This window comes from Burkholderia sp. 567 (assembly GCF_040545115.1).
GTDB lineage: Bacteria > Pseudomonadota > Gammaproteobacteria > Burkholderiales > Burkholderiaceae > Burkholderia > Burkholderia ambifaria.
Genome location: NZ_JBEPLG010000001.1, coordinates 13,838 through 26,801, shown reverse-complemented (window position 1 = coordinate 26,801; position 12,964 = coordinate 13,838). Strand labels below are relative to the sequence as shown.

Annotated in this window: 11 protein-coding genes; all 11 read right to left on the bottom strand. The window is 66.5% G+C overall.

Annotation, left to right across the window (positions count from 1 at the left end; genetic code table 11):
* Positions 1 to 36: 36 nt before the first annotated feature.
* On the bottom strand, positions 37 to 954 hold the full coding sequence (lpxC, locus tag ABIC50_RS00115; protein ID WP_006756824.1) for a UDP-3-O-acyl-N-acetylglucosamine deacetylase: 918 nt from the start codon (positions 952 to 954) through the stop codon (positions 37 to 39).
* Between the two features lie 240 nt (positions 955 to 1,194).
* Complete coding sequence (locus ABIC50_RS00110; RefSeq protein WP_011655895.1) at positions 1,195 to 1,701, bottom strand: peroxiredoxin; 507 nt, start codon at positions 1,699 to 1,701, stop codon at positions 1,195 to 1,197.
* A 198-nt stretch (positions 1,702 to 1,899) separates the two neighbouring features.
* The gene (gene ftsZ / locus ABIC50_RS00105) at positions 1,900 to 3,096 is read right to left on the bottom strand and encodes a cell division protein FtsZ (RefSeq protein WP_006752448.1); all 1,197 of its coding nucleotides are present in this window, start codon (positions 3,094 to 3,096) and stop codon (positions 1,900 to 1,902) included.
* 191 nt (positions 3,097 to 3,287) lie between these two features.
* Positions 3,288 to 4,520, bottom strand: coding sequence for a cell division protein FtsA (ftsA, locus tag ABIC50_RS00100; RefSeq protein ID WP_006752447.1), 1,233 nt, complete (start codon positions 4,518 to 4,520; stop codon positions 3,288 to 3,290).
* Positions 4,521 to 4,546: 26 nt separating this feature from the next.
* The gene (locus tag ABIC50_RS00095; protein WP_006752446.1) at positions 4,547 to 5,299 is read right to left on the bottom strand and encodes a cell division protein FtsQ/DivIB; all 753 of its coding nucleotides are present in this window, start codon (positions 5,297 to 5,299) and stop codon (positions 4,547 to 4,549) included.
* Positions 5,300 to 5,318: 19 nt separating this feature from the next.
* Positions 5,319 to 6,260 (bottom strand): D-alanine--D-alanine ligase, encoded by a 942-nt coding sequence (locus ABIC50_RS00090; RefSeq protein WP_105834675.1) that lies wholly within the window; start codon positions 6,258 to 6,260, stop codon positions 5,319 to 5,321.
* Positions 6,261 to 6,344: 84 nt separating this feature from the next.
* Entirely contained in the window at positions 6,345 to 7,742 is a 1,398-nt protein-coding gene (gene murC, locus ABIC50_RS00085; protein ID WP_126227108.1) for a UDP-N-acetylmuramate--L-alanine ligase, read from the bottom strand.
* Entirely contained in the window at positions 7,739 to 8,842 is a 1,104-nt protein-coding gene (murG, locus tag ABIC50_RS00080; protein WP_011655892.1) for an undecaprenyldiphospho-muramoylpentapeptide beta-N-acetylglucosaminyltransferase, read from the bottom strand. Before murG ends, murC begins: the two co-directional genes overlap by 4 nt.
* 121 nt (positions 8,843 to 8,963) lie before the next feature.
* Positions 8,964 to 10,247 carry a putative lipid II flippase FtsW gene (gene ftsW / locus ABIC50_RS00075; protein ID WP_006752441.1) on the bottom strand — a complete coding sequence of 428 codons (1,284 nt, stop codon included), beginning with the start codon at positions 10,245 to 10,247 and terminating at the stop codon, positions 8,964 to 8,966.
* The gene (murD, locus tag ABIC50_RS00070) at positions 10,244 to 11,752 is read right to left on the bottom strand and encodes a UDP-N-acetylmuramoyl-L-alanine--D-glutamate ligase (RefSeq protein ID WP_011655891.1); all 1,509 of its coding nucleotides are present in this window, start codon (positions 11,750 to 11,752) and stop codon (positions 10,244 to 10,246) included. The genes ftsW and murD overlap by 4 nt, the downstream gene beginning before the upstream one ends.
* 27 nt (positions 11,753 to 11,779) lie before the next feature.
* Positions 11,780 to 12,949, bottom strand: coding sequence for a phospho-N-acetylmuramoyl-pentapeptide-transferase (gene mraY, locus ABIC50_RS00065; protein ID WP_006752439.1), 1,170 nt, complete (start codon positions 12,947 to 12,949; stop codon positions 11,780 to 11,782).
* Positions 12,950 to 12,964: the final 15 nt, after the last annotated feature.

The window sequence follows — 12,964 nt, the reverse complement described above, 5'->3', positions numbered from 1 at the left end:
AGGTCGCTTTTTTTATTCGCTCGGGACGAACGCCGATCAGGCGAAGGCCGTCTGCGCGTCGAACGCAAATCCTTTCGGCGCGGCTTGCGGATCGTCGAACGTGACGATCTCGTACGCGTCTTCGTGGGCGAGCAGCTCGCGCAGCAGCGCGTTGTTCAGCCCGTGACCCGACTTGTATGCCGTGTACGACGCCAGCAGCGGATGGCCGACCACGTACAGGTCGCCGATCGCGTCGAGCATCTTGTGCTTCACGAACTCGTCGTCGTAGCGCAGCCCGTCGTTGTTCAGGATCCGGTATTCGTCGAGCACGATCGCGTTGTCCATGCTGCCGCCGCGTGCGAGACCCAGCTCGCGCATCATTTCGACTTCGTGGGCGAAACCGAACGTGCGCGCGCGCGCGATCTCGCGCACGTACGACGTGTTCGCGAAGTCGACCTCGAGTTCCTGGCCGGTCTTGTCGACCGCCGGATGACGGAAGTCGATCGTGAACTTCAGCTTGAAGCCGAAATACGGCTCGAGACGCGCGAACTTGTCGCCGTCGCGGATTTCGACCGGCTTCGTCACCTTGATGAAGCGCTTCGGCGCGTTCTGCTCCTCGATGCCCGCGGACTGGATCAGGAACACGAAGGACGCGGCGCTGCCGTCCATGATCGGAATTTCCTCGGCCGTCACGTCGACATAGAGATTGTCGATGCCGAGGCCGGCGCAGGCCGACATCAGGTGCTCGACGGTCGACACGCGCGCGCCATCCTTCTGCAGCACCGACGCGAGCCGCGTGTCGCCGATCGACATCGCGGATGCCGGAATGTCGACAGGCGTGGGCAGGTCGACGCGCGAGAAAACGATCCCCGTGCCCGGCGCGGCCGGACGGAGCGTCAGTTCAACCTTGCGGCCCGAGTGCAGACCGATACCGACGGTCTTCACGATCGATTTGATGGTGCGCTGCTTCAGCATGGTCTTCTTCAACTTGATTGAGAATATCAATCAGGAGTTATATTCGATAGGTGAGATTATAGCGTAATTCCCTATTCAACGCTGTTGGAAACTGCGTATCAATCTGTTTCGACTGTTTACCCGCGCCGATACGGGACGGGCCGATGCCCGGAACGGAGGCGTTTCCGGTCATCGGCCCGTGTTACAACTGCCCCGACGGCGGTGAGCAGCGTTGCCGGCAGGCAACGGCGCACCGCACGATCAGGACGTCAACGTCGCGAGAACACTCGCCGCATCGCTCACTTCGAACTTGCCCGGTGCTTCGACGGCCAGCGTCTTGACCACACCGTCGTCGACCACCATCGCGTAGCGCAGGGAACGGATTCCCATGCCACGCGCGGACAAATCCTGCGTCAGCCCCAGCGCATGAGTGAAAGCAGCGCTGCCGTCCGCCATCATGCGCACCTTGCCCGCGGTGTGCAGATCACGTCCCCATGCGCCCATCACGAATGCGTCGTTGACGGACACGCACCAGAGCTCGTCGATGCCCGCCGAGCGCAATTGCTCGGCGTGCTCGACATAGCCCGGCACATGCTGCGCCGAACAGGTCGGCGTGAAAGCACCCGGCAATCCGAAGATCACCACCCGCTTTCCCGCCACCTGGTCGCGCACGCTGAAGGCGTTCGGCCCCAGCGTGCAGCCTGCGCGCGCGTCGTCGATGAACTCGAACAATTGCGCGTCGGGCAGCGCGTCGCCCACTTGAATCATGGCTGGTCCCTCATAGCGATACGGTTTTTCAGCGTATTGCGGACAGCACGTCCCATCCCGCTCCGCTCATGCGAAGAGGGCACGTTTCCCGGCCCGGCGTCGCATCCGACGCGGCCTGTCGTGGTCCGTGGCATCCGTCACGCCGGCGTTACCGCGGCAATCTCAGCGATTGTGCCGCGGCTTCGCCTGTGTGCGTCGTCAGTCAGCCTGCTTGCGCAGGAAAGCCGGGATGTCGTACGTATCGACACCCTTCTCCTGCAGCGCCTGCACGTGCGATGCCGCGGTTTCGCGCGAATTGCGCCACACCGCCGGCGTATCGAGCGCGCCGTAGTCGGCCGTGCTGACGTGTTGCGGCTGCGCGTAACCGTGCGAGACCGCGCTGACCGGCTGGTTGTCGGTACCCGTGCGCAGCAGCGTCATCGGAGCCGATTGCTGCTTCTTCGCCGCACGGCCCAGACCCGTCGCCACGACCGTCACGCGCAGTGCATCGCCCATCGCGTCGTCGTACACCGCACCGAAGATCACCGTCGCATCTTCCGCCGCGTAGCTCTTGATCGTGTTCATCACTTCGCGCGTTTCCGACAGGCGCAGCGAACGGCTCGACGTGATGTTGACCAGCACGCCGCGCGCGCCCGACAGATCGACGCCTTCGAGCAGCGGGCTCGCCACGGCCTGTTCCGCCGCGAGGCGTGCGCGATCGACGCCGGCGACCGTCGCCGTGCCCATCATCGCCTTGCCCTGCTCGCCCATCACCGTCTTCACGTCTTCGAAGTCGACGTTCACGAGACCATCGACATTGATGATTTCGGCAATGCCCGCGACCGCGTTGTTCAACACGTCGTCCGCGCACTGGAAGCACTTGTCCATCTCGGCGTCATCGCCCATCACGTCGAACAGCTTGTCGTTCAGGACGACGATCAGCGAGTCGACGTGATCCTCCAGTTGCTGCGAGCCTGCTTCCGCGACGCGCATGCGCTTGCCGCCTTCGAATTCGAACGGCTTGCTGACGACGCCAACCGTCAGGATGCCCATCTCCTTCGCGATCTGCGCGACCACCGGCGCCGCGCCCGTGCCCGTGCCGCCGCCCATGCCAGCGGTGATGAACACCATGTGCGCGCCGCGCAGTGCATCGGCGATGCGCTCACGCGCTTCTTCCGCCGCGGCACGGCCCATTTCCGGCTTCGCACCGGCGCCGAGGCCCGTGTTGCCCAGCTGGATCACCGACGATGCGCGCGAACGCGACAGCGCCTGGGCGTCCGTGTTCATCACGATGAAGTCGACGCCCTGCACGCCGCGGTTGATCATGTGCTGAACGGCATTGCCGCCAGCGCCGCCAACGCCGACCACCTTGATGATGGTGCCGTTGGTTTCGGTTTCCAGCATTTCGAATTCCATTGTTGCCTCCGTCAAGAAAATAAGACTACTCGGCCGTTATTCGGCAGGAGATCGGGCAACCCCCTGTCGCGCGCCAGCCGCCGGCACCGGCGCGAATTTCGATTCGGTTCATCCTCAGGACAACGTCGGGCCGCCCCGCGTTTTCCTGGCCCCCGTCGGGGGCAGGCTCGGCGTACCGAGCCGTGGGGTACTCAAAAATTACTCAGGAACCATTCCTTCATCCGCGAGAAGATCTGCCCCGCGTTGCCGGACTGCACGGCGACCTTGCGGCCGCGCATGCGCTGCGCACTGCCTTCGACGAGCAGGCCCATCGCCGTCGAATAGCGCGGATTGCGCACGACGTCGGCGAGGCCGCCCGCGTATTCCGGCGCGCCGATGCGCACCGGCTTCAGGAAAATGTCTTCGCCGAGCTCGACCATGCCCGGCATCATCGAAGCCCCGCCGGTAATGACCACGCCGGAGCTCAGCAGTTCTTCGTAACCCGACTCGCGCACGACCTGCTGCACGAGCGAGAACAATTCCTCGACGCGCGGCTCGATCACCGCCGCGAGCGCCTGGCGCGACAGCGTGCGCGGACCGCGTTCGCCGAGGCCCGGCACTTCGACCATCTCGTCCGGATCGGCGAGTGCCTGCTTGGCGATGCCGTAGCCGACCTTGATGTCTTCCGCGTCCGGCGTCGGCGTGCGCAGCGCCATCGCGATGTCGCTCGTGATCTGGTCGCCGGCGATCGGAATCACCGCGGTATGGCGGATCGCGCCTTCGGCGAAGATCGCGATGTCGGTCGTGCCGCCGCCGATGTCGACCAGCACCACGCCGAGATCCTTCTCGTCTTCCGTCAGCACGGCCAGCGACGACGCGAGCGGCTGCAGGATCAGGTCGTTCACTTCCAGCCCGCAGCGGCGCACGCACTTGACGATGTTCTGCGCGGCGCTGACCGCGCCCGTCACGATGTGCACCTTCACCTCGAGGCGGATGCCGCTCATCCCGATCGGCTCGCGCACGTCTTCCTGGCCGTCGATGATGAATTCCTGCGTGAGGATGTGCAGTACCTGCTGGTCGGTCGGGATGTTGATCGCCTTCGCGGTCTCGATCACACGCGCGACGTCGGTCTGCGTGACTTCCTTGTCCTTGATCGCGACCATCCCGCTCGAGTTGAAGCTGCGGATGTGGCTGCCGGCAATCCCCGTGAACACGTTGGTGATCTTGCAGTCGGCCATCAGCTCGGCTTCCTCGAGCGCGCGCTGGATCGACTGCACGGTGGCCTCGATGTTGACCACCACGCCCTTCTTCAGACCTTTCGATTCGCTCTGGCCGAGGCCGATGACCTCGTAATGGCCTTCGCCCTTCAGCTCGGCGACGATGGCCACCACCTTCGACGTGCCGATGTCGAGGGAAACCAGCAGATCCTTGTAGTCTTTGCTCATAAAGTGCTCTTGCGTGTGATCTCTCGTTACTTCTTGCGCTTGTCGGTATCGGTCAGGAACCGCATGCCTGCCGCGCGAATCGCGAATCCGTTCGGATAACGCAGGTCCGCGTACTCGATGTCGTTGCCCCAACGCTCCGTGACGGCCGGCCATGCGGCGACGAGGCGCTGGCTCCGGTCATGCAGGGTCTCGCTGGTGCGCTCCTTGCCCAGTTCGACCTGCATGCCGTTCGACAGCTTCACCGTCCACGCGTAGCGCGCCGACAGCGTCACTTCTTCCGGCGCCGCCTTCAGCGGCGCAAACCAATTCGCGAAGTCGCGATACCGCGTGACGACTTCCTTCGCACTGCCCTCCGGGCCGTCGAACGCCGGCAGTTCCTGATCGAGCTCGCCCTGGTTCGCGGTGAACAGCTCGCCGTCGACGCTCACGAGCTGCGCGCTGCCCCAGGTCCCGAGCGGTTTGTACTCCTCGAGCGTGACAGCCAGCGCATTCGGCCACACCCGGCGCACGCTCGCGTGACGCACCCACGGCATCTGCTCGAACGCGGCCCGCGCCGAGTCGAGATCGACCGTGAAGAAATTGCCTTTCAGCCGGCCGACCACGCCCGCGCGCACCGTCGGCGAGTTGATGTGCTCGGTGTCGCCGTCGATCCGGATCTCGCGCAACGCGAACGTCGGACGCTGGATCAGCCAGTAGCAGCCGGCCGCCGCCAACACGAGCAGCAGCAGCGCGTACAGCGCGCTGGCGGCAAGGTTGAGTTGGCGAACGTTGTTCCACATACGTCGTTCCGTTCCTGCGTCAATCGTTGAGCGTAAGCGACAGCACCTTCACGACCAGCTCCGAATAGCTGATGCCGATCGAGCGCGCGGCCTTCGGCGGCAGCGAATGGTCGGTCATCCCGGGGGCCGTGTTCACTTCCAGGAAATACGCGTTGCCGGCGGCGTCGAGCATGAAATCCGCGCGGCCCCAGTCGGTGCAGCCGAGCACGTCGAACGCGCGGCGCGCGATGCGCTTCAGTTCGGTTTCCTGCTCCGCCGGCAGTCCGCACGGAATCAGGTACTGCGTGTCGTTGGCGACATACTTCGCGTGGTAGTCGTAGAACTCGCCCGCCGGCACGATCTTGATCAGCGGGAGATCGAGATCGCCGGCGATGCACGCGGTGTATTCGCCGCCGCCTTCGATGCTCTTCTCGACGATCACGATCTTGTCGTGCGTCGCGGCTTCCGACAGTGCGGCGGGCAACGCGTCGGCCGTCTTGACCTTCAGCACCGCGACGCTCGAGCCTTCGCTCGCCGGCTTCACGAACAGCGGCAGGCCGAGCTTCGCGACGATGTCCGTCGCGCGCGCCGCGTAGTCGTCGCCGCGCATCACCGTCTCGAACGGCGGCGTCGGCACGCCCGTCTGCTGCCACACGAGCTTCGTGCGGAACTTGTCGAGGCCGAGCGCCGAGCCGAGCACGCCGCTGCCCGTGTAACGGATCCCGTAGAAATCGAGCGCGCCCTGGATCTGGCCGTTCTCGCCATAGCCGCCGTGCAGCGCGTTGAACGCGCGCACGAAGCCTTCATCCTTCAGCGCCGACAGCGGCCGCTCGGCCGGGTCGAACGGATGCGCGTCGATGCCCGCGTCGCGCAGGCCCTGCAGCACGAGGCGGCCCGAGGTGAGCGACACCTCGCGCTCGGCGGATTCGCCGCCGAACAACACTGCCACCTTGCCGAAACGTTTCGGATCGATTCCGCTCATGTCAGCCTCCGCCGGGCCGCCCCAAGGAGGCTGACCGCCCCCGCGGGGGGCAGCGAACGAAGTGAGCGTGGGGGTCGTTTCATGTCATGCCTTCTGTTGAATGTGTTGCACGATCTTCGCCGGCACGCCGCCGATCGAACCCGCGCCCATCGTGATCACCACGTCGCCATTCCGGGCGACCCCCGCCAAGGCGTCCGGCACGTCGTCGACCGACGCGACGAATACCGGGTCGACCTTCCCCACCGCCCGCAGCGCACGCGACAGCGCATCGCCGTTGGCCGTCGCGATCGCCGCTTCGCCCGCGGCATAGACTTCCGTCAGCACCAGCGCGTCGACCGTCGACAGCACGTTGACGAAATCGTCGAAACAGTCGCGCGTGCGCGTGTAGCGGTGCGGCTGGAACGCCAGCACGAGGCGGCGGCCCGGAAACGCGCCGCGCGCGGCCGCGACCGTCGCGGCCATCTCGACCGGGTGGTGGCCGTAGTCGTCGATCAGCGTGTACTGGCCGCCGTCCGCGCTCGGCACCTCGCCGTAGCGCTGGAAGCGCCGGCCGACGCCGTTGAATTCCGCCAGCGCCTGCTGGATCGCGTCGTCCGACACGCCGAGATCGGTTGCGATCGCGATCGCCGCGAGCGCGTTCTGCACGTTGTGCAGGCCCGGCAGGTTCAGCACCACCGCGAGCGGCGCACGGCCTTCGCGGATCACCGTGAAGTGCATGCGGCCGTCGCGCGCGTCGATGTCTTCGGCGCGCACCTGCGCATCCGGCGACAGGCCGTAGCGCACGACCGGCTTCGAGATGAACGGGATGATCTGCCGCACGTTCGGATCGTCGACGCACACGACCGCGCTGCCGTAGAACGGCAGGCGCTGCGTGAATTCGATGAACGCCTGCTTGAGCCGCGCGAAATCGTGGCCGTAGGTGTCCATGTGGTCGGCGTCGATGTTCGTGATGACTTCGATCACCGGATACAGGTTCAGGAACGATGCGTCCGACTCGTCGGCCTCGGCGACGATGAAGTCGCCCGTGCCGAGCCGCGCGTTCGCGCCGGCGCTGATCAGCCGGCCGCCGATCACGAAGGTCGGATCGAGGCCGCCCGCGGCGAGCACGCTCGCGACGAGGCTCGTCGTCGTGGTCTTGCCGTGCGTGCCGGCAATCGCGATCCCCTGCTTCAGGCGCATCAGCTCCGCGAGCATCACCGCGCGCTGCACGATCGGCACGCCCTGGTGCCGTGCGGCCAGTACTTCGGGATTGTCCGAGCGCACGGCCGTCGACACGACGACCGCGTTCGCGCCCGCGATGTTCGCCGCGTCGTGGCCGATCGCGATCCGCGCGCCGAGCGCCTCGAGACGATCGGTCACCGCGTTGCGCGACAGGTCCGAGCCGCTGACCTCGTAGCCGAGGTTGACGAGCACTTCGGCGATGCCGCTCATGCCCGCGCCGCCGATCCCGACGAAATGAATCTGTTTGACGATGTGTTTCATTTGATTTCTTCCAGGTTCGCGCCAGCCACCGTCGCGCAGATGCGCGCGACTTCGTCGGTGGCCTCGGGCTTGGCCAGCGAGCGCGAACGCTCCGCCATGTCCGCGAGCGATGCCCGCGACTGGCTGCGCAGCCAGTCGGCGAGCAACTCGGCCGAAAGGTCGCGTTGTTGCACCAGCACCGCCGCGCCCGCATCGGCGAGGAACGCGGCGTTGGTCGTCTGGTGATCGTCGACCGCGTACGGGAACGGCACGAACAGCGCCGCCACGCCCACCGCCGCGATCTCCGACACCGTCATCGCGCCGGAGCGGCAGATCACGAGATCCGCCGCCGCGTATGCACTCGCCATGTCGTCGATGAACGGCACCAGCCGCACGGCGTCGCCGCCCGCGAAACCGGCCGCTTCGTAATTCGCCTTCAGCGCGTCGATGTGCTTCGCGCCGGCCTGGTGCACGACGCGCGGGCGCTCGCCCGGCGCCAGCAGCGCCAGCGCGCGCGGCACGACTTCGTTCAGTGCGGCCGCGCCCAGGCTGCCGCCGACCACCAGCAGGTTCAGCGGGCCGCTGCGCGATGCATAGCGTGCTTGGGGCGTTTCCGTGCGCGCAAGTTCCGCGCGAATCGGGTTGCCGGTCCATTCCGCGTGCGGCAGTGCGCCGGGGAACGCGACGAGCACGCGCTTCGCGAATTTCGCGAGCACCTTGTTCGCGAGGCCGGCAATCGAATTCTGCTCGTGCAGCACGAGCGGCCGGCCCGACAGCGCGGCCATCACGCCCGCCGGGAACGTGATGTAGCCGCCCATCCCGAGCACGACGTCGGGCCGCACGCGGCGCAATGCGCCGAGGCTCTGCCAGCACGCACGCAGCAGGTTGAACGGCAGCGTCAGCTTGGTCTTCAGGCCCTTGCCGCGCAGCCCGCCGAAGCGCACGTATTCCATCGGAATGCCGTGTTTCGGCACGAGCGTCGCTTCCATCCCGGCCGGATTGCCGAGCCATACGACGCGCCACCCCGCCGCTTCCATCCGGTGCGCGACAGCGAGCCCCGGGAACACGTGGCCCCCGGTGCCGCCTGCCATCACCATCAGCGTGCGTCGCGACGCGGTCATACCTTGCCTCCGCGCATCAATAAGAATGAATCAATGTTTTGGCTACGGCCGCTACGCTTAACTTCGCACGCTGCGCGCACGAAGTTAGCCTTCGCCGAAATCGCGTACTGACGCGGGGAGGTCATACCTTCCCTCCCCGCATCAGCACGCGATTTTCATAATCGACCCGCAGCAGCACCGCGAGCGCGACGCAATTCAGCAGAATGCCCGAACCGCCGTAGCTCACGAGCGGCAGTGTCAGGCCCTTGGTCGGCAGCAGGCCGAGGTTCACGCCCATGTTGATGAACGTCTGCGCACCGAACCAGATGCCGATGCCCTTCGCGGTGAGGCCCGCGAACGTGCGGTCGAGCGCGAGCGCCTGGCGGCCGATCTCGAACGCGCGGCGCACGATCCAGTAGAACAGCAGGATCACGACCAGCACGCCGACGAAGCCGAGCTCCTCGCCGATCACCGCGAGGATGAAGTCGGTATGCGCTTCCGGCAGGTAGTTCAGCTTCTCGACGCTGCCGCCGAGGCCGACGCCGAACCACTCGCCGCGGCCGAACGCGATCAGCGAGTGCGTGAGCTGGTATGCCTTGCCCTGCGCGTAGCGTTCGTCCCACGGATCGAGATACGCGAAGATCCGCTCGCGACGCCACGGCGACAGCCACACGAGCATCGTGAACGTGCCGACCGCCGTCGCGACGAGGCCGCCGAACAGCTTGCCGTTCACGCCGCCGAGGAACAGCACGCCCATCGCGATCGCGGCGACCACCATGAACGCGCCCATGTCCGGCTCGAGCAGCAGCAGCGCGCCGACGAGACCGACCGCGAACGCCATCGGCAGGAAGCCCTTCGCGAAGCTCTGCATGTATTCCTGCTTGCGCACCGTGTAGTTCGCCGCGTAGATCGTCACCGCGAGCTTCATGATTTCCGACGGCTGCATGTTCGTGATGCCGAGCGGAATCCAGCGGCGCGCGCCGTTCACGCCCTTGCCGACGTGCGGAATCAGCACGATCACGAGCCCGACGAGCGCGATCAGGAAGAGATGCGGCGCGTATTTATCCCACGTCGACACCGGTACGCGGAACGCGATCACCGCCGCGATGAACGCGACGCCGAGCGACACGCAGTGACGCATCAGGAACGCGTAATCGTGATACGCCGCGTATTTCGGCGAATCGGGCATCGCGATCGACGCCGAATACACCATCACGACGCCGAGCCCGAGCAACGCGATCGCGACCCACAGCAGCGAGTAGTCGAAATCGAGCATCCGCGAGCGGCTCGGCCGCACGCCGTTGACGACGCTGGCCAGGCCGCCCGTCGCGGCGCGCGTGGCCGATGCGACGCGGCCGCCCGCGGCATTGCCGCCGGTGCCGCGCCGGTCGTTGAAACGGGAGACGAGGCGATCGGACCAGCTCATGTCGTCGCTCCTTTGTCGATGGCGATTTCGTCCACGGCCGCGCGGAACACGTCAGCGCGGTGGGCGTAGTTCCTGAACATGTCGAGGCTCGCGCACGCGGGCGACAGCAGCACCGCGTCGCCCGGCTCCGCGAGCTCCGCCGCCGCATGCACCGCCGCCTCGAGCGTCGCGTGGTCGGCAAGCGGCACGCCCGTCTCGGCGAGTGTGTCGCGGATCGCCGGCGCATCGCGGCCGATCAGCATCACCGCGCGGCACCACCGCGCGACGGGCGCGACGAGCGGCGCGAAATCCTGCCCCTTGCCGTCACCGCCCGCGATCAGCACGATCTTCTGCGCGAGCCCGTCGAGCGCGGCCACCGTCGCGCCGACGTTGGTTCCCTTGCTGTCGTCGACGTAGTCCACGTCGTCGATCGTCGCGATCACTTCGACACGATGCGCTTCGCCGCGGTATTCGCGCAGCGCGTGCAAGAGCGGCGCGGCCGGCAGGTCGATCGCACGCGCGAGCGCGAACGCGGCCAGCGCGTTCGCCGCGTTGTGCAGCCCGCGGATGCGCAGCGCGTCGGCCGGCATCAGGCGCTTCTGCGCGATGTCCGGCGTATGCGCGCCGTCGCGCTTGCGCCGGCGGCTCGTCGTCTCGTCCGGCGCGTCGCGGTCGACCGCCTCGACCAGCCATGCGATGCCGTTGTCGCGCGACAGGCCGTAGTCGCCCTGCTGCGCCGGTTCGTTCAGGCCGAACGTGACCGTGCGCGCCGCATCGGCCGCGCCGGCGGCCGGCGCGAATTTCATCACGGCCGCATCGTCGCGATTGAGCACGCGGGTGGTCGTCGCGCCGAAGATCCGGCCCTTCGCCGCCGCATACGCGTCGAAGCTGCCATGCCAGTCGAGGTGATCCTGCGTGATGTTGAGAATCGCGGCCGCGTCGGGCGCGAACGTGCGCGCCGTCTCGAGCTGGAAGCTCGACAGTTCGAGCACCCAGACGTCGGGCAGCGCCGTCTCGTCGATCGCGCGCGCGAGCCGGTCGAGCATCGCCGGGCTGATGTTGCCGGCGACGGCGACCTTCTTGCCCGAACGCTGGCACAGCAGGCCCGTGAGATTCGTCGTCGTGGTCTTGCCGTTGGTGCCGGTAATCGCGAGCACCTTCGGCTGGTAGCCGCTCGTGCCGAGCGCGCGCAGCGCCTGCGCGAAGAATTCGAGCTCGCCCCACACCGCGATCGCGCGCTCGTTCGCGGCTGCGATCAGCGCGGCGAGTGCCGGTTCGAGCGGCGACAGGCCAGGGCTCAGGCCGACGATCTCGACACCGCCGTCGAGCAGCGCGGGCGTGAACGGCCCGCCGACGAACTCGGCATCGATGCCTTCGGCCTGCAGCGCGGCAAGGTTAGGCGGCGCCTCGCGGGTATCGGCAATACGCAGCCGGCACCCGTGCCTCGCGCACCATCGCGCGATCGCGAGGCCCGATTCCCCGAGCCCCAGTACGAGCACCATCGGCCGCTGCCGATCTCCAAACATCTCGCCAGACATCCTTTTACCTTTCCTTTACCGCAACTTGAGGGTGGACAGACCGAACAGGCACAGCATCAGCGTGATGATCCAGAAACGCACCACCACCTGCGTTTCCTTCCAGCCGGACAATTCGAAATGGTGATGCAGCGGCGCCATCTTCAGCAGGCGCCGCCCTTCGCCGTAACGCTTCTTCGTGTACTTGAACCACGACACCTGCAGCATCACCGACAAGGTTTCCGCGACGAAGATGCCACCCATGATGAACAGCACGATTTCCTGGCGCACGATCACCGCGACCGTGCCGAGCGCGCCGCCGAGCGCCAGTGCGCCGACGTCGCCCATGAACACTTGCGCGGGGTGCGTGTTGTACCAGAGGAACGCGAGCCCTGCCCCGCCCATCGCCGAACAGAAGATCAGCAGTTCGCCCGCGCCCGGAATGTGCGGGAACAACAGGTATTTCGAATAGACCGAGCTGCCCATCACGTACGCGAACACGCCGAGCGACCCGCCGACCAGCACGACCGGCATGATCACGAGGCCGTCGAGGCCGTCGGTGAGGTTCACCGCGTTGCTCGCGCCGACGATCACGAAGTAGGTCAGCACGATGAAGCCCCACACGCCGAGCGGATAGCTGATCGACTTCAGGAACGGCAGCATCAGGTCGGCACGCGCGGGCAGCCCCATCGACAGGCCGCTGCGCACCCACGCCATGAACAGGTCGAACACGCGCACGTTGTTCGCCTCGGACACGCTGAATGCCAGGTAGACCGCCGCGAACAGCCCGATCACCGACTGCCAGAAATACTTTTCGCGCGACGACATCCCGCGCGGATCCTTGTAGACGACCTTGCGATAGTCATCGACCCAGCCGATCACGCCGAAACCGAACGTGACGAGCATCACGATCCAGATGAAACGGTTGGTCAGGTCGCCCCACAGCAGCGTCGCGACCGCGATGCCGATCAGGATCAGCACGCCGCCCATCGTCGGCGTGCCGGACTTCACGAGGTGGCTCTGCGGGCCGTCCTTGCGCACGGCCTGCCCGACCTTCATTTGCGTCAGCTTGCGGATCACCCACGGTCCGCACACGAGCCCGATCCCGAGCGCGGTGATGGTAGCCATCACCGCACGGAACGTCAGGTACGTGAACAAGCGCAAAAAGCTTGCGTCGCCCTGCAGCCATTGCGCCAGCGCCAGCAGCATGCTTCCTTCCTTCTA

Excerpts from the sequence above, each read along its gene's own strand:
- ftsZ (WP_006752448.1), bottom strand. The coding sequence starts at position 3,096 with ATGGAATTCGAAATGCTGGAAACCGAAACCAACGGCACCATCATCAAG.
- ABIC50_RS00095 (WP_006752446.1), bottom strand. The coding sequence starts at position 5,299 with ATGTGGAACAACGTTCGCCAACTCAACCTTGCCGCCAGCGCGCTGTAC.
- ftsW (WP_006752441.1), bottom strand. The coding sequence starts at position 10,247 with ATGAGCTGGTCCGATCGCCTCGTCTCCCGTTTCAACGACCGGCGCGGC.
- mraY (WP_006752439.1), bottom strand. The coding sequence starts at position 12,949 with ATGCTGCTGGCGCTGGCGCAATGGCTGCAGGGCGACGCAAGCTTTTTG.
- murC (WP_126227108.1), bottom strand. The coding sequence starts at position 7,742 with ATGAAACACATCGTCAAACAGATTCATTTCGTCGGGATCGGCGGCGCG.
- ABIC50_RS00110 (WP_011655895.1), bottom strand. The coding sequence starts at position 1,701 with ATGATTCAAGTGGGCGACGCGCTGCCCGACGCGCAATTGTTCGAGTTC.
- ftsA (WP_006752447.1), bottom strand. The coding sequence starts at position 4,520 with ATGAGCAAAGACTACAAGGATCTGCTGGTTTCCCTCGACATCGGCACG.
- ABIC50_RS00090 (WP_105834675.1), bottom strand. The coding sequence starts at position 6,260 with ATGAGCGGAATCGATCCGAAACGTTTCGGCAAGGTGGCAGTGTTGTTC.
- murG (WP_011655892.1), bottom strand. The coding sequence starts at position 8,842 with ATGACCGCGTCGCGACGCACGCTGATGGTGATGGCAGGCGGCACCGGG.
- murD (WP_011655891.1), bottom strand. The coding sequence starts at position 11,752 with ATGTTTGGAGATCGGCAGCGGCCGATGGTGCTCGTACTGGGGCTCGGG.
- lpxC (WP_006756824.1), bottom strand. The coding sequence starts at position 954 with ATGCTGAAGCAGCGCACCATCAAATCGATCGTGAAGACCGTCGGTATC.